Below are 19740 nucleotides of genomic sequence, written 5' to 3' on the forward strand. Positions count from 1 at the left end.
GGAGCCCGCTCCCGCATGACTTCGATCCGCCCGCTCTGCGCCGTGCTGCTGGCCCTGTCCCTGGCGGGCCCCGCCGTGGCCGCCAGTGAGCCGCCGTCGCCCCGTGCCAGCGCCCCTCGCGCGGATGATCCGGATGCGCCGATCGACCTGAAGCGCTTCATGGGTACCTGGTACGTGATCGGCCGCGTGCCGAACTTCATCGAGCGAGGCCATGTGGCCAGCGTCAATGACTACGAACTGCGCGACGAGCACAAGGTCGGCATCACCTACCGCTACCGCGATGGCTTCGGCGAACCGTTGCAGGAAGTGCGTGCCCGCGCCAGCGTCGACCCGGACAGCGGCAACCACGGCTGGCGCACCTGGTTCTACCGCGTCGTGCCTACCCATTCGAGGGTGCTGGAAGTGGCGCCGGATTACTCGTGGGCGCTGATCGGCTATCCGGGCCGCGAAATGGCCTGGATCTTCTCGCGTACGCCGGACATGGACAAAGCCCTGTACAAGGAGCTGGCCGAGCGCCTGCGTGACGAGTACGGGGTGAACACCGACAAGCTCAAGCGCGTGCCGCAGCACCCGGAGCAGGTCGGCAAGCTGGGCTACGAAGTACCGAACGTGCGTTGACTGGGCCTTCGCGCGCCGATTGGATCCACACGGCCGGTGTTCACGCTGCCCGCGGCTGCACCCGTCGCTCGATCTCGTTGCGCGTTGGTAATGTCTTGAGATCGTAAGCCGCCTGCATCGCAAGCCAGGATGCGGCATCCCCACCGAAATGCCGCGCCAGCCGCGCGGCCGTGTCCGCCGAGATGCCGCGTTCGCCATGCACGATTGCGTGCAGCCGCGTTGCGGGAACGTCCAAGGCCCTTGCCAGCGCGTTCACGCTCAACGCAAGCGGCAGCAGGAACTCTTCGCGCAGGATCTCGCCAGGATGAATGGCGCGCATGCCGTTGTGGGGATGCTTCATGGCGGCACCTCAGTGGTAGTCAACAATTTCCACGGCATCGGCGCCGTTGTCGGTCCAGGTAAAGCAGAGTCGCCACTGATCGTTGATTCGAAGGCTGTACTGCCCTTTCCGGTCACCTGACAGCGCTTCGAGCCGGTTTCCGGGCGGGCTGCGTAGGAACGCCAACGTCTGCGCCGAGTCGAGCAGTTGGAGTTTGCGTTCGGCAGCGCGTCGTATCGGGCGCCAGGCGCGAGCGCAGGTTCCTTCAAACAGGGCACGGGTCTGCTTGCAGCGGAATGAACGAATCATTCCGTTCAGCGTATTATGCTAAACGGAACATACCAAGGAATGGGATGTGCTGCCAGTCCCAGTCTGGCGATATTGATTCCTGATCGGCCTGGGCGGTTCCAAAGGCGAACGCTATAGGGCCGCCGGGCGAACATCCCGATGGTGCCGGCCGCTGGCCGGCAAACCCACCACATCCGGGCGCATCGCGAGTCTGCCGGCCATGGGCCGGCACTACATGATGCGCCCGGGGCGCCTCGTCATTTGCGGCTGTAATGCGCGACCAGGCGGTCGCCGAGCATCTGCAGCAGCTGCACCAGGATCAGCAGCAGGACCACGGTGACCAGGGCCACGTCGGTGTGGGAGCGCTGGTAGCCATCGCGGAAGGCCAGATCACCAAGGCCACCGGAGCCGATCGCACCGCCCATCGCGGTGAAGCCGATCAGCGCCACGGTGGTGACCGTTGCGCCAGCGATCAGGCCCGGACGCGCCTCCGGCAGCAGCACGCGGGTGACCAGCTGCCAGGTGGTGGCACCCATCGACTGGGTCGCTTCGATCACGCCACGGTCCACTTCGCGCAGTGCGGTCTCGACCAGGCGCGCGTAGAACGGCGCGGCACCGATCACCAGCGGCACGATCGCACCGCGCACCCCCAGCGACGTCCCCATCAGGAACAGGGTGACCGGGATCAGCACGATCATCAGGATGATGAAAGGCACCGAGCGCAGCAGGTTCACCACCAGCGCCAGCACGCCATAGGCGAACGGCCGGCGCTTCATCTGCGGCGCGCCGAACAGGTACAGCAGCACGCCCAGGGGCAGGCCGATGGCCAGGGTCAGCGGCAGCGAACCGAGCAGCATCAGCAGGGTGTCGATGGTGGCCTGGCCGATGTCGGCCCACTTGCCCGCATCCAGGTGGCGGAAGAATCCGCCTGCAGTGGCGATGATCATCGACGCAGCTCCTCAACGTGCACGCCGGCAGCCACGAACGCGGCCTGCGCGGCGGACTGGTCGCCGCCCACCAGGGCGACCACCAGCTGGCCATACGGGGTGTCCTTGATCCGATCGATGCGGCCGGACAGGATGTTGTAGTCGACCCCGGTCTGCCGCGCGACACTGCCGAGCAGGGGTTCGTAGGTGTCGCCACCGAGGAACGTCAGCCGCACGATGCGTCCACCGACAGCATCGAAATCGCGGTGCAGCGCGCCTTCGTCCATGTGTTCCGATTCGCTGACGAAACGGCGTGTGGTCGGGTGCTGCGGGTGCAGGAACACGCGGGTGACCGGTCCGGTCTCGACCATCTGCCCGGCATCGAGCACGGCGACGCGGTCGCAGACGCGGCGGATCACATCCATCTCGTGGGTGATCAGCACGATGGTCAGGCCGAGCTCGCGGTTGATCTTCGACAGCAGCGACAGCACCGAGGCGGTGGTCTGCGGGTCGAGCGCACTGGTGGCCTCATCGCACAGCAGGATCTGCGGCCGGGTTGCCAGTGCACGGGCGATGCCGACGCGCTGCTTCTGGCCACCTGACAGCTGTGCCGGATACTTCTGCGCGTGTGCCTCCAGGCCCACGGTCTGCAGCAGTTCGGCTACGCGTGCGTCGATCTCCGCCTTCGGCGTGCCGGCCAGCTCCAGCGGGAAGGCAACATTGCCGGCCACCGTGCGCGAAGACAGCAGGTTGAAGTGCTGGAAGATCATGCCGATGCGCCGGCGCAGCGCGCGCAGGCCGTCCGCATCCAGTGCGGTGACATCCTCGCCACCGATCAGCAGGCGACCACCGCTGGGCTCTTCCAGGCGGTTGATCATGCGGATCAGGGTCGACTTGCCGGCGCCGGAATGGCCGATGATGCCGAATACCTCACCGGCCTCGATGGTCAGGTCCAGCGGCTGCAGCGCGCTGACTGCGCGGCCGGCAACGGCATAGGATTTGTGCAGGCGCTGGAACTCGATCACGGGCGTGGCTCACCGGCTGGGTGACGGAAGGGGGCGTGCAGCCTACCAGCGCAGGCGGTCGCGCGCCCGCGCCATGGGCCAGAATGTTATTCCTTTTGGTTCTAAGCCGCCGCCCTCCCGGCTCAGGGATGATCCAGCGGCTTCGGCGGTTCCTGCCGGTTCACCCGCTCACGATGCAGCAGGTACAGCCCCGAGGCGACGATGATCGCCGCGCCCACCCAGGTATAGCTGTCCGGCAGCTGGCCCCAGAAGGCCAGATCCCAGCCGATCACCCAGACCAGGCCGCTGTACTCCAGCGGCGCGATCATCGAGGCCTCGCCCAGCTGGAAGGCCTTGGTCAGGGCAATCTGGCCCAGCGCCCCGGCCAGGCCCATGCCGGCGATCAAAGGCGCATGTGCCAGCTGCAGCGGTACCCAGCCGGGAATGGCCAGCAGGCCGGCGCCGATGGCCATGATCACCAGGAACCAGACCACCATCGACTGCGAGGTATCGGTGCGGGTCAGCAGGCTGACCGTGATCGCCGCCACGGCATAGGCCGTTGCCGCCGCCAGCACCATCAGGCCGGGCACCGAAATGAAGCCATCCACGCCCGGCCGCAGCACCACCAGCACACCCACCAGGCCGATGCCGATGGCAACCCAGCGCCGCGGCCCGACCCGCTCGCCCAGCAACGGCACCGACAGCGCGGCGATCAGCAGCGGGGCAACGAAGTAGATGGTATAGGCGGTGGACAGCGGCAGGTCGCGCAGGGCGAACACGAAGCAGCCGATCATCGCCATGCCCAGCCCACCACGCAGCAGGTGCAGGCCCCAGCGGCGCGGGATCAGCGAGCGCGGGCCAGCGCTGACCAGCACCCAGACCAGCACGAACGGCAACGAGGCCGCGCCACGCAGGAAAGTCACTTCCAGCGTGGGATAGCTGGCCGACAACTGCTTCATGCCAGCGTCCATCAGCGAGAAACAGGCGACTGCAGCGACCATCCAGGCCACCGCGCGCGAGGGGGAGCGTTGCAGGTTCATGGCCCATTATCGCCGACCGCACCGGATTGTAGAGTCGAGCCGTGCTCGACCGCTCTTCACAAAGCAGCCGAGCATGGCTCGGCTCTACAGAAGGGCGGAAGTCGAGCATGGCTCGACTCTGCACAAAGCAGGCATGCGGGCCGGCGCGATAGAATGACCGCCACTGAATTCTGCGGAGCATCGCCCATGCCCTCCTTCGACGTCGTGTCCGAAGTCGACACCCACGAGCTGACCAACGCCATCGACCAGGCCAACCGCGAACTGGCCACCCGTTTCGACTTCAAGGGCGTTGACGCCAAGTTCGAGCGCGATGGCGATGTCATCAACCAGACTGCACCGACCGAGTTCCAGCTCAAGCAGATGAACGACATCCTGCGTGCTCGCCTGGCCGCGCGCGGCATCGACGTGCTCAGCCTGGAGTTCGGCGACATCGAGACCAACCTGGCCCAGGCCCGGCAGAAGATCACCGTCAAGCAGGGCATCGAGCAGAAGATCGCCAAGAAGATCGCGGCGGCACTGAAGGACGCCAAGCTGAAGGTGGAAAGCCAGATCAACGGCGACAAGCTGCGCGTGCAGGGCAAGAAGCGCGACGACCTGCAGGACGCCATCGCCGTACTCAAGGCCGGCAAGTTCGAGCTGCCGCTGCAGTTCAACAACTTCCGCGACTGATGCCCCCGCCGGGCCATGCCCGGCGGACTGCACGGTCAATCGCGCAGCAGCTTGTACAGGGTTGTGCGCGAGATCCCCAACTGGCGTGCGGCCAGGCTGAGGTTGCCGTCAGCGGCCTGGGCCGCGCGACGCGCGGCCTCACGCTGCTGATCACGCAGCAGTGGCGCGACCGGATCTGCCGGGGTGCTCCGCTGAGTAGACCGGTGCGCCCCGCCCCGCGGCCCCTGCAGACGCTGCAGGTAGACCGCACTGCCCTCGCCCAGCCGCACCCGATGCGCTGCGCCCGGTTGCAGCAGGCGACGCCGCTGCGCCGCACTGGCACCGGCAAACAGCGCTTCCAGCCCCAGCAGCGGCAACGGGCCCCGCCGTGGCAGGCCCAGCAGGCGCCGTGCAACGCGGTTGGCTGCACGCAGCTGGCCATCCTCCTGCACCGCCAGCAGTCCCTGCAGCGGTGATGCAAGCCAGCGCGGATCATGTTGCACGGCGAGCAGATGCACGTCGGTGAGGCTGTGGAACAAGCGATTTTCGCTGGCCAGCGCAGCCTGCCGGAAATAGCCCTGCAGCAGGGCGGGATCGCGCTCGCCAAGACCGGTGATGTCGATCACCCCGCAGACCCGGCCGTCGAGATCGTGCAGTGGCTCGCTCAGGCAGAACACCGGCGCGAAACGCTGCAGGTAATGTTCGTTGCCGCGCACCAGTGCCGGCACATCGTCGGCCAGGCTGACCGCCGGCGCGGTGGTGCCGATCTCCGTCTCGCCCAGCTGTCGCCCGACCTGGATCGGCCGCAGCAAGGGAGCATCTTCCAGCCCGTGGGCCTGCTGCGCGATCACCATGCCATCGCGATTGGCGCAGAACATCGTCCAGCCACGCCCACCGAAGGCCGCCCAGAGCTGTTCCAGCTCCGGCTGCACGCAACGTGCCAGGCGCCGGTCGTCGGGATGCGGGAGACGCTGACCGCGCCCCAGCAGCGGTCGATAGTCTGGCTCCTGCCCCGGTTGCAGGCCCGCCGCGCGCGAACGCAGCCATGACTGCTGCAGCGGCAGCGGCAACACGCCCAATGAGCGCGCATCGCCCTCGGCGAAAGCGGCACGTGCCGCCACCAGTTGTTGCTGCCCGACTGTCGTGGCCATCATGGACGCAGCGTACACCCGCCAGCGGCAACACCATGTTACGTCTCCACAACGGAGCGTTTCCGTTTCAAGACGCGTTCAAACAAAGGGGCAGAGCCGTTATCTTCTGGAAAACGGATCTGCCCCCATGCCGGCCAGCGGCCGGCGCTACCGACGGTGGACGTTACGCTGCGATGCGCAGCACCGGCTTCAGGGTGATGCCACGGGTGCTGTCTTCGGCCGCCTGGTTGATCTGTTCCAGCGGATAGAACTTCACCAGCTTGTCGAACGGGAAGCGCCCCTGCTGGAACAGGGTCACCAGCTGCGGAATGAACACCTGCGGCACGCTGTCACCCTCAACGATGCCGCGGATGCTGCGCCCGCCGAGCAGCAGGTTGTTCACATCGAAACTGGCGGTGGTGCCCAGCTTCGGCGCACCGACCACGCCCATCATGCCCAGCCCCCCCAGCGCCTCGATGCCAGCGGACAACACGTCCGGACGACCGGTCGATTCCAGCGCGAAATCGGCGCCGCCACCGGTGATCGCACGCACCGCTTCCACCACATCGGTCTCGCGGCTGTTGACCACGTGGGTGGCGCCCAGTTCCAGCGCGAGTTCCAGGCGCGACGGCACCACATCGATGGCGATGATAGTGGTGGCGCCGGCCACCTTGGCCGCCATCACCGCGCTCAGGCCCACCGCGCCGGCACCATAGCTTGCAAAGCTGCTGCCCGACCGCACCTGCAGCGAGTTGAGCACCGCACCGGCACCGGTCTGGATGCCGCACCCCAGCGGGCCCAGCAGTTCCAGTGGCGCGTCGTCAGGTACCTTGATCGCATTGATCTCGCGGGCCAGCGCATAGGTGGCAAACGAGGACTGGGCGAAGAAATGGTCGTGCAGCGGCTGGCCCTGCGCATCGGTGATCGCGGTATGGCCGCGGCCATCATCGCCACCGAAGTTCAGCGCAAAGAAGTCCCTGCAATAGGCACCGTGGCCGCCACGGCAGGGATTGCAGTGACCACAGGCGCCATAGGTCAGCACCACGTGATCCCCCGCCTTGAGGTCGCGCACGTTCGGGCCAACCGCTTCGACGATGCCCGCACCCTCATGGCCCAGCACCGCAGGAAGCGGCACCGGATAGTACTGATCGCGCACGATCAGGTCGGTATGGCACAGGCCGGTGGCCACCACCTTCACCAACACCTCGTCGTCCTGCGGGCCGCGCAGCGTCGCCTGCTCGATGACGAAGGGCTGCTCCTTGCCGCGTACCACGGCGGCAGTGATCTCACGCGTTGCGTTGTTGTCGTTCATCGTGATGGCTCCTTCGATCAGATCGGGTAAGCGGGCGCTTCGCCCTTGACGGTCAACCACTGCCACTGGGTGAACTCCTCGCCGTTGGCCGGGCCACCGATGCTGGTGCCGTTGCCGGACGCGCCGACGCCGCCGAAGGGGTTGATCACCTCGTCATTCACGGTCTGGTCGTTGATGTGCAGCAGGCCGGTACGCAGGCGCTCGCCGATCTTCAGCGCGCGGCCGACATTGCTGGACACGATCGCCATCGACAGCCCGTACTCGCTGTCGTTGGCCAGGCGCACGGCTTCGTCGTCATCGTCGAACGGCACCACCACCGCCACCGGCGCGAAGATCTCCTCGTTGAATGCCGGATTGTCGGCCGCAACGTTGCCGAGCACGGTCGGTGCGAAGAACAGGTCCCGATGGGTGCCTCCCGCTTCCAGCGTGGCACCGGCCTGCACAGCCTGCTCGACCACGCGTGCGGCATGGTCGCGCTGGCCGGCATTGATCAGCGGACCGATCGCCACGTCCTCACGTGCCGGGTCGCCCACCTTCAGCGCGTTGGCCTTGGCCACCAGTTTCTGCAGGAACGTGTCGTGGATCTTCCGGTGCACCAGCACGCGGCCGGTCGCCATGCAGATCTGGCCCTGGTGCAGGTAGACGCCCCACGCGGTGTTGGCCACCGCCAGGTCCAGGTCTGCATCATCAAGGATGATCAACGAATTCTTGCCGCCCAGTTCCAGCGAGACCTTCTTCAGATGCCTGCCGGCCGCCTCTCCGACCTTGCGGCCAGCGGCGGTGGAACCGGTGAACTGGATCATCGCCACGTGCGGGTCACTGGTCAGTGCGGCCCCGGCCGCGCCATCGCCGGGCAGCATGTGCAGCACGCCTGCCGGCAGGCCCGCCTGCTCGAACAAGCGTGCGATCACCGCGCCGCCACATACCGCCGTACGCGGGTCCGGCTTGAGGACCACGGCGTTGCCCAGCGCAATCGCCGGGGCCACCGCGCGCATCGCCAGGTAGAGCGGGAAATTGAACGGCGAGATGACCCCGACCACGCCCAGCGGGCGTCGGCGCGCCAGGTTCAGCTTGCCCGGTTCGGATGGCAGGATCTCACCCGTGCTGCGCGACGGCAGCGCCGCAGCTTCATGCAGTGCCTTGATGGTCACCTTGGCTTCGAAGCCGGCCTTGAGGCGGGTCGAACCGCTTTCGCGCACCAGCCACTCGACCAGGGTGTCGATGTTGTCTTCGGCCAGACGCGCAGCCTTGCGCAGCACGTCGGCACGCTGTTCATAGGGCGCCGCCGCCCACGCCTGCTGGGCCTGCGCGGCGGCGGCGGCCGAACGCGCGACCTGCGCCGGGTCGGCCAGGCCGATCTCGCCGAGCTGCTGGCCGGTGGCCGGTTCAATCACCGGGTGCCGTTGTGGGGCAGCCTGCCAGTGGCCATCAAAGAAGGCGCCGGCCCAGAGAGCGTCCGGCAGCCACGGGGAAGATGCAGTCATGGGTGTCCTCCTGTGTCGTGCATCCATTCCACGCCCGTCGACCCGGGCTGGCAATCGGCCATCCATCGGTAGCGCGCAACGACTTGAATCATCAGGGATTTCCCGCTACGCCAGTGTCCAGTTCCTGCACAGTGGACAGCGCAGCACCGGCACACTGCCTACAATGGCGGCCCCGCCAGCCGACGTGCCCGCCATGACCGATTCCCACCTGCCCACCGATGACCCGATCGCCGCCACCCGCCTGTGGCTGGAGCGCATCGTCATCGGCCTGAACCTGTGCCCGTTCGCCAAGGCGGTGTACGTGAAGGACCAGGTCCGCATCGTGCTCAGCGATGCGACCACGCCGGAAGCGCTGGTTGAACAGCTGGCCGAGGAGCTGGTGCTGCTGCGCGATACGCCGGCCGAGCAGATCGACACGACGCTGATCGTGCATCCGCAGGTGCTGACCGATTTCCTCGACTACAACGATTTCCTCGACAACGCCGACGCGGCGATCGAGGCGCTGGACCTGCAAGGCATTCTGCAGGTGGCCAGCTTCCACCCGGACTACCAGTTCGATGGTGTGGCCGCGGACGACGCCAGCAACTACACCAACCGCGCGCCCTTCCCCACCCTGCACCTGCTGCGCGAAGACAGCGTGGCGCGCGCAGTGGATGTCTATCCGGACCCGGACGTGATCGTCGAGCGCAACATCCAGACCCTGGACCGCATCGGCGTGGACGGCTGGCATCGCCGCCTGCGCGGCGAAGACCTGACGTGAGCACGGTGCCGCCGATTGCCGCATGGCCAGCCGCGCCACTGTCGGGCAAGGTGGTGCTGGTCACCGGCGGCGCCAACGGCATCGGTCGCGGTATTGCCCAGGCCGTGCTCGGTGCCGGTGGACGCGTGCTGATCGGCGACCTCGATAGGGAGGCCGGCCAGGCCTGCCTGGACGAATGGCAGCGCGGGGATGACGCCGCGTTCCAGCGCCTGGACATCACCGACGAAGCCAGCGTGCGCGACTTCATCGCCGTGGCCCTGCAGCGTTTCGGCCGCATCGACGGGTTGGTCAACAACGCGGGGATCGCCGGCCCGCACGGCACGCTGCTGCAGGACATGGACTGGGACGAGTGGCAGCGCCGGCTGTCGTCACTGCACGGCGCGTTCCTGTGCAGCAAGCACGCGCTGCCCGCGCTGACGGCAACTGCTGCGGGCGCGATCATCAACATCGCATCGACCCGCGCCTGGCAATCCGAAGCGCACAGCGAAGCCTATGCCGCAGCCAAAGGCGGGCTGCTGGCCTTCACCCATGCGCTGGCGATCAGCAGCGGCCCGGCGGTGCGGGTAAACAGCATCAGCCCCGGCTGGGTCGGCACCACTGCGTGGCAGGCACCCTCACGGCGCCACGAGCCGGAATACTCGGCCATCGACCAGGCGCAACACCCGGTCGGCCGGGTCGGCCGCCCCGAAGACATCGGTGCACTGGCGGTGTACCTGCTGTCGTCGCTGTCCGGTTTCAGCACCGGCCAGGATTTCATCGTCGACGGCGGCATGAGCCGGAAGATGATCTACGCCGAATGACCGGTCTTCGGTAGTGCCGGCCGCTGGCCGGCATTCCGGTAGATCCACGCCATGCGTGGATGGCGGTGAAGTGCCAACCAAGGTTGGCACCCACCACAGCGGTTTACGCCATGCCCGAATGGCGCAGCAGCGCATCGATCTGCGGTGCGCGCCCACGGAAGGCCTTGAAGTTTTCCGCCGCCGGACGGCTGCCACCACGCGACAGGATCTCATCGCGGAAGCGCGCGCCGGTTTCTGCCAGCGCCTGCGGTGCTTCCTCGAACGCAGCATAGGCATCGGCACTGAGCACTTCAGCCCACTTGTAGCTGTAGTAACCGGCCGCGTAGCCGCCAGCAAATATGTGGCTGAACTGGTGCGGGAAGCGATTCCAGACCGGCGGGTGATTCACCGCCACTTCCGCGCGCACGCGATCGAGCAGCGCCAGCACGCTGTCCTGCGCCGGTTCGAACTGGCTGTGCAGCAGCATGTCGAACAGGCCGAACTCCAGCTGGCGCACGGTGGCCATGCCGCTATGGAAGTTGCGCGCCGCCAGCATCCGTTCGTACAGCGCGCGCGGCAGCGGCTCGCCACTGTCCACGCGCGCGGTCATCGCCTGCAGGTGGTCCCATTCCCAGCAGAAGTTCTCCATGAACTGGCTGGGCAGCTCCACTGCATCCCATTCCACGCCGTTGATGCCGGCCACACCCAGTTCGCCGATGCGGGTCAGCAGCTGGTGCAGTCCATGGCCCACCTCATGGAACAGGGTGGTCACTTCGTTGTGGCTGAAGGTGGCCGGCTTGCCATTGGCACCGCGGCCGAAGTTGCACACCAGGTAGACCAGCGGCGTCTGCACGCTGCCGTCTGCGCGCACGCGACGGTTGCGGCAATCATCCATCCACGCGCCACCGCGCTTACCTTCGCGCGCGTACAGGTCCAGGTAGAACTGGCCAACCAGCGCGCCCTGCGCATCGACCAGCCGGAAGAAGCGCACATCCTCGTGCCACACCGGCGCGCTGTCCTCCTGCACGCGCAGGCCGTACAGCTGCTCGATCACCGAGAACAGGCCGCCCAGCACCTTGGGCTCGGTGAAGTACTGCTTCACTTCCTGCTCGGAATAGCTGTAACGCGCCTGCTTCAGGCGGTCGGCGGCGAACGCCAGGTCCCAGGCCTGCAGGCTGTCGATGCCGAGTTGTTCGCGTGCGAACTGCTCCAGCTCGGCGCGGTCCCTGGCGGCGAACGGCTTGGCGCGCGAGGCCAGGTCACGCAGGAAACCGAGCACCTCGGCCGGGTCCTGCGCCATCTTGGTCTCCACCGAGTAATCACCATACGAGCCGAAGCCGAGCAGTGCGGCCAGTTCCGCGCGCAGGGCAAGGATGCGGTCGATGTTGCCGCTGTTGTCCAGCGCGTCGTCGCCGAATTCGGACGCACGCTGTGCGCTGGCGCGGTACAGGATCTCGCGCAGGTCGCGGTCCTCGCCCCAGGTCTGCACCGGCAGGTAGCACGGCATCTGCAGGGTCAGTTTCCAGCCGGTCTTGCCGTCCTTCTGTGCTGCGGCATGCGCGGCGGCCTTCACGTCCTCCGGCAGGCCCTTCAGGCGCGCTTCGTCCTCGATGATCAGCGACCAGGCATCGGTGGCGTCGAGCACGTTCTGCGAGAACTTCGCCGACAGCGCCGACAGTTCCTCCTTGATCGCCGCGAAGCGCTGCTGCGCCTCGGGCGCCAGTTCGGCACCGCCCAGGCGGAAATCGCGCAGGGTGTTGTCCAGCACCTTGCGCTGGGCCTCGTCGAAGCGCGCCGCCTCGGCGCTGGTGGCCAGCGCCTGGTACTGCCGGTACAGCGCCAGGTTCTGGCCCAGCGCGCTGGCGAAGCGGGTCACCCGCGGCAGGTTGCTGTTGTAGGCCTCGCGCAGTTCCGGGGTGTTGACCACGCCCTGCAGGTGGCCGACCAGGCCCCAGGCGCGCCACAGGCGCTCGGTAGCATCGTCCAGCGGGGCAACGAAGGTCTCCCAGCGCACCGGCTGCACCTGCTCGGCCGTGCTGACGGCGGCTTCGGCCTCGGCCAGCAGCACGTCCAGCGCCGGCGCCACGTGCTCGGGGCGGATGGCCTCGAAGCGCGGCAGGCCGGAAAAATCGAGCAGGGGGTTGGCAACGGTCACGGCAGATCTCCAGGGTACGGGCCCGGCAGGCGGGCAGCATGCAGGATATGGCGCTGGCAGGCGGGGCTGACAAGGGGGCACGGCCCGGCATTCACGTCGGCCTTACGGTCGCGCACCGAAGCTCTGGCTGCGGGGGAGTCCGCAGCGGTACGCACCGAACGAGGCCCTACATGGAAGGTCTGGCTGCAGTTGCATCCGCCTCACCGGCCCGGTCACTGGCATTGTCCGCCAGCCCGGCCGAACTGACCTGGATCGCCGCATTGTGCGATGCCGGCGACGACGCCCCGCGTCACCTGCATCAACTGCAGGCAGTGCTGCAGCAGGGCGGCACGTTCAACGATGCCCAGGAGTGGTACCCGTTCGAGGTGATCGAACGCGGCGCCAGCCAGCTGCAGCTGGGCCACGAGCGCGAGTTCGTGATCTGCGTGCTGCTGTGGCTGCAGGCGCTGGCCCAGGGACGCGCCAGCATCCTGGACCCGAGCCTGCATCTGGATGATCGCGCGATGGATATCGAGGCATTGCCCGATGCGCTGCGCGATGCGGTGCTGGACGCGTTCACCGCAGCGGGATACTGAATCTGCGGCGTCGAGCATGGCTCGACGCTACAAGAGCGTTACAGCGCTTCCAGGCTGCACCACGGCAGTTCCGGCAGCCCCTGCCCGGCCACTGCCGCCGCCAGCTGCGCATCGGCGCCGTCGACATCGATGCCCTGGCGCGCGTACCACGCCGGGTCGTAGTAGCTCTGCGCGTAGCGCTCGCCGCTGTCGCACAGGATGCTGACGATGCTGCCCTGGTGGCCGGCCTCACGCATCCACTGCGCGGCCTGCAGCACGCCGATGAAATTGGTGCCGGTGGAGCCACCGACACGACGGCCGAGCTGGCGGCTGACATGGCGCATGGCGGCCAGGCTCAGCGCGTCGGGCACCTTCACCATCGCATCGACGCTGGTCGGGATGAAACTCGACTCCACCCGCGGCCGGCCGATGCCTTCCACGCGCGAGCCGCCGCTGCAGGTCAGGCCGCGCCAGTCGGGCTCGCCAGCCACGGCGGCCTGGTAGCCGTCGAAGAACACCGATACTTCCGGGTCCGCGCAGAGAATGCGGGTGTCGTGCCGGCGGTAGCTGACATAGCGGCCCAGCGTCGCTGCAGTACCGCCGGTACCGGGGCTGCACACGATCCATTCCGGAACCGGGCTGGGCTCCTCGGCCATCTGCTTGAAGATGGACTCGGCAATGTTGTTGTTGGCCCGCCAGTCGGTGGCGCGCTCGGCGTAGGTGAACTGGTCCATGAAGTGACCACCGGTTTCGCGGGCCAGCTTCTCCGATTCACCGTTGAGTTCGCAGGCACGCTCGACCAGGTGGCAGCGGCCCCCGTGGAACTCGATGGCGGCGATCTTCTCCGGCGAGGTCGTGGCCGGGATCACCGCGATGAACGGCAGACCGAGCAGGCGCGCGAAGTAAGCTTCGGACACCGCGGTCGAGCCACTGGACGCCTCGATCACCGGCCGCCCTTCGCGCAACCAGCCGTTGGTCAGCGCGTACAGGAACAGCGAGCGCGCCAGCCGGTGCTTGAGGCTGCCGGTGGGATGGCTTGACTCATCCTTCAGGTACACATCGATGCCCTCGAACCCGGGCAGCGCCAGCGGGATCAGATGGGTATCGGCGGAACGGTTGAAATCGGCTTCGATCTTGCGGATGGCGGCGGCCACCCATTCACGCTGCGACATGGCGGGCAATGCTCAGAACGGAACGGTGCGATCCGTCCATTGTACGTCGCGGTGCCGTCAGGTGACGGCCGGTAGAATGACCCCATCCGGCCAGCAACGGCCCTGTCTGAAGGACCTCCCCCATGACCATTCCCGCCCTGCGCGATGTCCCCGGCGTCGCCGCCCAGGCTCCGGCCGAAACCACCGGCTTCGTGTTCAACCACACCATGCTGCGGGTGAAGGACATCACCGCCTCGCTGGACTTCTACACCCGCGTGCTCGGCTACCAGCTGATCGACAAGCGCGACTTCCCGGACGCCCAGTTCAGCCTGTACTTCCTGGCCTACGTGCCGGCCGGCGCGGTGGTGCCGGAAGACGACAACCAGCGTCGCGTGTGGATGGCCGGCCTGCCGGGCGTGCTGGAACTGACCCACAACCACGGTACCGAGAGCCAGGACGGCGCGGTCTACCACGATGGCAACAGCGACCCGCGCGGCTTCGGCCACATCTGCGTGTCGGTGCCGGACATCGAGGCCGCCTGCCAGCGCTTCGAGGATCTGGGCGTGACCTTCCAGAAGCGCCTGACCGACGGCCGCATGAAGAACCTGGCCTTCATCAAGGACCCGGACGGCTACTGGGTCGAGATCATCGCCAACGCCTGACCCGAAAAGGGGACGGAGGGGATTAAGCCGTTTCTGGCACTATTGGGCTGGAAGCGACTTAATCCCCTCCGTCCCCTTTTTGAGGTTCGTATGGAAACGATGGAACTGCACCGTGGCCGCCTGATCGACCACCTGCAGCTGGTGGTGCGTGACCTGGCCGCCAGCCGCCGCTTCTACCAGGCGGTGTTCGATACGATCGGCATCCCGATCGCCGGCGAAGGCGATGATTACTTCTGGGCCGATGAGCTGTTCATTTCCAGCGCCAGCAGCGAGGCTGCCGCCGGCCAGCTGACCGGTCGCCATCACCTGGCCTTCCAGGCGCGCGACAGCGCCACCGTCGATGCCTTCCACACTGCAGCCATCGCCGCCGGCGGCACCGACAACGGCGCGCCGGGCGAACGCCCCTACCATCCGGGTTACTACGGCGCCTTCGTGCTCGATCCGGATGGCAACAACATCGAAGTGGTCTACCACGGCCCAGCAAACTACAGCGCCGATTCGGTGAAGGTCACTTTCTGATTTCACCGGAGCCGTGAACGAAGAAGCCGGGCAATGCCCGGCTTCTCTGCGTCCAATGGTCCAGCCCTCAGTGGGCGGCCATGTAGATGTCCTGCAGCACGGCCTTTTCCAGTTCCAGCTCGCCCAGCAGGTTCTTCACGATGTCGCCCAGGCTGAGGATGCCGACCAGGCGGGCGCCTTCGGTGACCATCAGATGACGGCGCCGCGAGTACGTCATCAACGACATGGCCTGCTTCAGGGTCGCTTCCGGCGCAATGCCTTCCAGACCCGTGGACGGCAGGCTGGAGATCACCCGGCGGCCGGCCTGCGGGCCGTCGTCGGCCAGGGTACGCACGATGTCCTTCTCGGAAATGATGCCGACCGGGGCATCGTCCTTCATCACCACCAGCGCAGCGATCTTGTTCGCGCTCATCTTGTGGGCGGCGGCACCAATGGTGTCTTCGGCGTCGATGGTGATGACAGCTTCTTTCTTGGATTGCAGGAGTTCGCGGACGTTCATTCTTGTTTCCTGGTGCAGGTCACTAAGTCAAAAAGTGTGCTCTTCCGATACGCCCCCTCCCCGGGAACAGACCTTTCAGCGCACGTCTGGCGCACCCGGCTGCCGCTTGGAATGGATCGGCAGACGATGTGCTGCAACGCGAACGAGGTGGGCTCAACCGCTCAACCCGGGCCTCGGTCAAATCGATTCTACGACTGCGACCATCGGTCACTACCGGCATCGATAGGACAGTTCGTCGTGGGAACCAACTGACGATCCAGAGAATGGCACCGCGGCTGAAACCGAGGCTGAATGCCGCAGCCGGGCAGCGCTCAAGCTTGGCTGCCCGCTGCCGATGTGCGGACAGAACCCCAGGGTCCTGTCCCACTTCCGCGAATGGTGAGGAACCGGCCAGGACCCGCCGGCCTCAGGGCGTCCCGCCGTTGACCGGGTTCGCCCGCAGCCCCTGGGGAAACGGCCTGACCACATAGTCATTGCCGAAGATGTTCGGTGCGAACGGATAGTCGGTGGAGATGACCTGCGCACCGCTGGCCAGCGCCGCCTCACGCCGCGCTGTGTCGTTGGCGCGCGCCTCGCCGGTATCGATGTCGGCACGGCTGCGCACCAGGTAGCCCTCGCTTACCAGCCGGCGGATCTCGCTGCCCCGGGTCAGGGCGTTGTCGATCATCACGAAGGCGGCGTGGTCCATGCCCGGTTGCCCCTGCACGAACGCCATCCGCCCCTCCAGGTTCGGATGCCCCTGCAGATAGGGCGCGAAGGTCTCCAGGTTCAGGCCCGGCACGATCATCAGGAACACGAACCTTCCACGGGCTGCCGACAGCGTGGGCCAGTGCCCCGCGCGCGCAGCAGCTTCCAGCGTCGGTGCGTTGCCGCGCACATCATCCGGGGTGATCACATGTTCACGACCGAGAATGCGCTCGATGGAGGCATCCATTTCGGCGAACGCCCGGGCATCGAACGGCTGCACCGGCGTGGCTCCAGCCACCCGCGTGGTGAAGCTGGAGAACTTCGGCTCCAGCAGCACGAACACCGGCGAATGCCCGGGGTTTGCATCGGACCAGCTGCGTAGCTGCTGCAGGCACATGCGGAACGTCGGGCAACTGCTGCGGAAATCGACGTCGACCATGTGCAGGGTCTTCAACCCAGGCTCACGCAGTGCGGCATCATGCAGCGGCGCCAGGTTGCCCTCGCCCTTCGCGCGCAGCAGGCGGTAGGGAAGCGGATCGCTGAATCGGCCGCCGTCGTGGTCGACGTTGAGGTCCAGTTCGATGCTGCGCAGGCCGGAACGCAGCTGCGTGTCCAGCGTCGGGAAGCGGTATTCCAGCGCAGGCTGCAGTCCACCGTCGAAGGCATGCGGATGTTCGTCGGCAAAGGCTTTTCGCATCTGCTCGGGCATCTGCTTCATCATGCCATCGATGACCGGCTTCAACAGCGGATCCATCACCTCGAACACGCGTGGATCGGCCGGTTGGCTGTAGCTGTTGTGGGTGCCGATGACCTGGATCTGGTTGAGGCGCAACTCCGACGCATGGACGGCGGTGCCCGCCGCGCACAGCAGCGCGGCGCATGTCAGCGAACGGATCATCGTGCTTCTCCCCAGCCCTGCAACCGGACCCTGATGCCGAACATCCGCGGATTGGCCCGGATGGACGTTGGCACGCCAAAGAACTTTCCTCCATTGCCGACGTCGCGCACCCATTCGCGATCCTGCGCGTTCTCGACGTAGGCCTCGACCATCACCGCACCGTCGTTGCGCTCGAAACCCGCCCGCAGGTCGAGCAGGCCGAACGCCTTCTGGCTCTCGCTGTCGAGGTTGTCGTTGTTGAGGAAATAGCGGGAGCGCCACGCATAGTTGCCATTGGCAAACACCTCCCAGCGCCCGAAGGCCGGAGCGCGCCAGTCCAGGCTGAGGCTGGCCGTATGCTTCGGCGCCATGCGGAATACATTTCCCGAGCGATCCACCAAAGTGCCGTTGACCACCTCGCTGAAGGTGTCATAGCGGGTGTGCAGGTAGGCATAGGCCGCCGACAGGGTCAGGTCCTGCGTCAGCTGGAGCGCACCACTGAGCTCGAGGCCACGCGCCGATGCCTTGCCGGCGTTGACCATGCCCACGGTGATGTCGCTGGCGCGCGTCTGGAAGTCCTTGTAGTCGTAGGTGAACGCAGCCGCGTCGAAGTACAGGCGCTTGCCCACCGTACCCTTGGCGCCGATCTCATAGTTGACCACTTCTTCGGTCCCGAGCTTGCCGAAAGTCGGGTTTGGTTGCCCGTTCAACGGCGCGCCGAAACTGATCTGCGGATAGCCCGAACGCAATCCGCGCGATACGCCGGCATACAGATTGATCTGGTCGCTGAGCTTCCACGTCAATGCTGCGCGTGGCTGCAGCAGATTGAAGTCGCCATCGGTGCTGAACTCCTGGCCCAGGGAGTTGCCCAACCCGTTGGGCATTGCGATGGGTGCCACACCGTCGATGGTGGAGACCCGCGCCCAGTTGCGCACACGGGCCTGGTCGCGGGTGTAGCGCACGCCAGCATCCAGGGTCAGGCGCGGCTGCAGATCCCACGATACGTTGGCATAGGCGGAGGCGCTTCCACGCCGGTTGCGGGTGGAGGTACGGGTGGCCACGCCTTCGGTCACCGCACGACCGAGATAGCGCGTGACCGGCGTGGTCACACGCGGGAAGCCGGCCAGGAGGTATTGCTCGTTGATCACCGTTTCAGCCAGATTGTAGGTGCTGTCCTGGTAGTAGCCCGCGCCGACGTTGGCACGGAAAGCGCCGCCATCATCGAATCCGAGACGGAACTCCTGGCTGAGGATGCGCTGGTTGTCCGCCAGATTACGGCCGATCAGGAATGGATAGGTGGTGCCATCGATGTCCCATGACTCGGAGAATTCCACCTTGCGCCATGCACTGATCGAGCGCAGTTGCCACGCGTCTGCCAGGTTCCAGTCGGTCAGCAGGGTGACGCCGGTCTGGCGGCGGCGCTGCGGCGGATCGTAGCTGCTCTGCGCAGCGTCACTGAAGGGACTGGTATCGCCGCCCGGGGAGGCGACGTTGATCGCCTTGGTCATCACGAAGCCATCGTTGTCGGACTGGTGATCGACGATCAGATCCATCGACAGCACATCGGACGGCTGCCAGCGCAATGACATCCGTGCAGCGCCCATGTCGTCATCGTTCAGATCCGGGCCACCGCCCAGGTTGTGCACATAGCCATCGCGCTCGCGCTTGCGCACGGCAATGCGCAGCCCCAGCTCATCCTTCACCAGTGGCGTGTTGTAGATGGCCGTGGCGCTGTACAACCCATGGTTGCCCAGCTGCCCTTCCAACTGCCATTCCACGTTGGAAGGGTCCGCCTTGCGCGTGTAGACGGCGATCGCACCGATCTGCGCACCGCGGCCGTACAGCGTGCCCTGCGGCCCCTTGGCGACTTCCACCCGCTCGATGTCGAACAGCTCCTTCAGCATGCCGCGCGAACGGCTGGTGTCCACATCGTTGAGGAAGAAGGAGATGCTCGGTTCCGAAACCGCCCCCGAATTGCCTGCCTCGATGCCGCGCATGACGAAGCTGGCGGAACTGTCGGTCTGCTGTTGCACGAAGAAGCCCGGGATGCGGGTGGACAACCGTTCGAAGTCGGTGAAGTTCTGCTTCTCGATGTCCTGGCCGGTGACCGCAGCAATCGAAATGGGCACGTCCTTGATCGACTGCTCACGCTTCTGCGCGGTGACGGTCACCGCATCGAGCTGGACGGGGGAAGGCGTTGCATCAGCGGCCTGGGCAGACACTTGTTCAGTCCAGGACAGACCGAGCGCGACCGCCAGGGCCAGGCTCAATGCTCTGGGCTGGAACGGATGGGACAGCATGGGTGGATCCCCTGGGAGTAGGTTCAGG

The 19740-nt window shown here is 66.4% G+C and carries 20 protein-coding genes; 7 read left to right on the plus strand and 13 right to left on the minus strand.

The features are described from left to right. The first annotated feature begins 15 nt into the window (after window positions 1–15). The gene (locus tag AC13GF_RS17160) at window positions 16–618 is read left to right on the plus strand and encodes a lipocalin family protein (RefSeq protein ID WP_483005414.1); all 603 of its coding nucleotides are present in this window, start codon (window positions 16–18) and stop codon (window positions 616–618) included. 40 nt (window positions 619–658) lie between these two features. Here AC13GF_RS17160 and AC13GF_RS17165 read toward each other — a convergent pair whose 3' ends face one another. The 5 genes from AC13GF_RS17165 to AC13GF_RS17185 form a co-directional block, all read right to left on the minus strand. After that, on the minus strand, window positions 659–958 hold the full coding sequence (locus tag AC13GF_RS17165) for a HigA family addiction module antitoxin (protein WP_049443949.1): 300 nt from the start codon (window positions 956–958) through the stop codon (window positions 659–661). Between the two features lie 9 nt (window positions 959–967). Further along, window positions 968–1246: a type II toxin-antitoxin system RelE/ParE family toxin gene (locus tag AC13GF_RS17170; RefSeq protein ID WP_080354792.1), complete on the minus strand. Its 279-nt coding sequence runs from the start codon at window positions 1244–1246 to the stop codon at window positions 968–970. A 236-nt stretch (window positions 1247–1482) separates the two neighbouring features. Then, entirely contained in the window at window positions 1483–2172 is a 690-nt protein-coding gene (locus AC13GF_RS17175; protein WP_049399224.1) for a methionine ABC transporter permease, read from the minus strand. Continuing rightward, window positions 2169–3176 carry a methionine ABC transporter ATP-binding protein gene (locus AC13GF_RS17180; RefSeq protein ID WP_126930150.1) on the minus strand — a complete coding sequence of 336 codons (1008 nt, stop codon included), beginning with the start codon at window positions 3174–3176 and terminating at the stop codon, window positions 2169–2171. Before AC13GF_RS17180 ends, AC13GF_RS17175 begins: the two co-directional genes overlap by 4 nt. Before the next feature lie 122 nt (window positions 3177–3298). Further along, window positions 3299–4195 carry a DMT family transporter gene (locus AC13GF_RS17185; RefSeq protein ID WP_126930151.1) on the minus strand — a complete coding sequence of 299 codons (897 nt, stop codon included), beginning with the start codon at window positions 4193–4195 and terminating at the stop codon, window positions 3299–3301. A gap of 186 nt (window positions 4196–4381) precedes the next feature. Here AC13GF_RS17185 and AC13GF_RS17190 point away from each other — a divergent pair, with 186 nt between their 5' ends. Continuing rightward, a complete protein-coding gene (locus AC13GF_RS17190; protein WP_006471121.1) occupies window positions 4382–4864 on the plus strand; it encodes a YajQ family cyclic di-GMP-binding protein in 483 nt (160 codons plus the stop codon). Between the two features lie 35 nt (window positions 4865–4899). On the opposite strand, the gene AC13GF_RS17195 is transcribed toward AC13GF_RS17190, so the two are convergent. The 3 genes from AC13GF_RS17195 to AC13GF_RS17205 all read right to left on the minus strand — a co-directional run bounded on the left by AC13GF_RS17195 (window position 4900) and on the right by AC13GF_RS17205 (window position 8769). Next, window positions 4900–5994, minus strand: coding sequence for a helix-turn-helix domain-containing protein (locus AC13GF_RS17195; protein WP_483005415.1), 1095 nt, complete (start codon window positions 5992–5994; stop codon window positions 4900–4902). 163 nt (window positions 5995–6157) lie between these two features. Then, window positions 6158–7285 (minus strand): NAD(P)-dependent alcohol dehydrogenase, encoded by a 1128-nt coding sequence (locus tag AC13GF_RS17200; RefSeq protein WP_483005416.1) that lies wholly within the window; start codon window positions 7283–7285, stop codon window positions 6158–6160. A gap of 17 nt (window positions 7286–7302) precedes the next feature. Further along, window positions 7303–8769, minus strand: a complete 1467-nt coding sequence (locus AC13GF_RS17205; RefSeq protein WP_483005417.1) for a benzaldehyde dehydrogenase — start codon at window positions 8767–8769, stop codon at window positions 7303–7305. 193 nt (window positions 8770–8962) lie between these two features. Here AC13GF_RS17205 and AC13GF_RS17210 point away from each other — a divergent pair, with 193 nt between their 5' ends. Together AC13GF_RS17210 and AC13GF_RS17215 are read left to right on the plus strand one after the other, a co-directional pair. Continuing rightward, a complete protein-coding gene (locus AC13GF_RS17210; RefSeq protein WP_032129027.1) occupies window positions 8963–9529 on the plus strand; it encodes a DUF1415 domain-containing protein in 567 nt (188 codons plus the stop codon). Then, window positions 9526–10329, plus strand: a complete 804-nt coding sequence (locus AC13GF_RS17215; protein ID WP_483005418.1) for an SDR family oxidoreductase — start codon at window positions 9526–9528, stop codon at window positions 10327–10329. Before AC13GF_RS17210 ends, AC13GF_RS17215 begins: the two co-directional genes overlap by 4 nt. Window positions 10330–10432: 103 nt before the next feature. On the opposite strand, the gene AC13GF_RS17220 is transcribed toward AC13GF_RS17215, so the two are convergent. Continuing rightward, complete coding sequence (locus AC13GF_RS17220) at window positions 10433–12463, minus strand: M3 family metallopeptidase (RefSeq protein ID WP_483005419.1); 2031 nt, start codon at window positions 12461–12463, stop codon at window positions 10433–10435. 170 nt (window positions 12464–12633) lie between these two features. Here AC13GF_RS17220 and AC13GF_RS17225 point away from each other — a divergent pair, with 170 nt between their 5' ends. Continuing rightward, entirely contained in the window at window positions 12634–13038 is a 405-nt protein-coding gene (locus tag AC13GF_RS17225) for a hypothetical protein (protein WP_483005420.1), read from the plus strand. Window positions 13039–13076: 38 nt separating this feature from the next. Here the strand turns inward: AC13GF_RS17225 and AC13GF_RS17230 are convergent, their stop codons facing one another. Then, window positions 13077–14189 (minus strand): PLP-dependent cysteine synthase family protein, encoded by a 1113-nt coding sequence (locus AC13GF_RS17230; RefSeq protein ID WP_483005421.1) that lies wholly within the window; start codon window positions 14187–14189, stop codon window positions 13077–13079. A gap of 122 nt (window positions 14190–14311) precedes the next feature. Here AC13GF_RS17230 and gloA point away from each other — a divergent pair, with 122 nt between their 5' ends. Next, window positions 14312–14830 (plus strand): lactoylglutathione lyase, encoded by a 519-nt coding sequence (gloA, locus tag AC13GF_RS17235; RefSeq protein ID WP_483005422.1) that lies wholly within the window; start codon window positions 14312–14314, stop codon window positions 14828–14830. Between the two features lie 90 nt (window positions 14831–14920). Continuing rightward, window positions 14921–15349 carry a VOC family protein gene (locus AC13GF_RS17240; protein ID WP_032961230.1) on the plus strand — a complete coding sequence of 143 codons (429 nt, stop codon included), beginning with the start codon at window positions 14921–14923 and terminating at the stop codon, window positions 15347–15349. Between the two features lie 67 nt (window positions 15350–15416). Here AC13GF_RS17240 and AC13GF_RS17245 read toward each other — a convergent pair whose 3' ends face one another. The 3 genes from AC13GF_RS17245 to AC13GF_RS17255 all read right to left on the minus strand — a co-directional run bounded on the left by AC13GF_RS17245 (window position 15417) and on the right by AC13GF_RS17255 (window position 19712). Then, a complete protein-coding gene (locus AC13GF_RS17245; RefSeq protein WP_049421412.1) occupies window positions 15417–15848 on the minus strand; it encodes a CBS domain-containing protein in 432 nt (143 codons plus the stop codon). A 406-nt stretch (window positions 15849–16254) separates the two neighbouring features. After that, window positions 16255–17433: a Ca2+-dependent phosphoinositide-specific phospholipase C gene (locus AC13GF_RS17250; protein WP_483005423.1), complete on the minus strand. Its 1179-nt coding sequence runs from the start codon at window positions 17431–17433 to the stop codon at window positions 16255–16257. Beyond that, the gene (locus tag AC13GF_RS17255; protein ID WP_483005424.1) at window positions 17430–19712 is read right to left on the minus strand and encodes a TonB-dependent receptor; all 2283 of its coding nucleotides are present in this window, start codon (window positions 19710–19712) and stop codon (window positions 17430–17432) included. The genes AC13GF_RS17250 and AC13GF_RS17255 overlap by 4 nt, the downstream gene beginning before the upstream one ends. Between the last annotated feature and the right edge of the window lie 28 nt (window positions 19713–19740).

This window comes from Stenotrophomonas sp. 22LJNL06-5-1 (assembly GCF_056861455.1).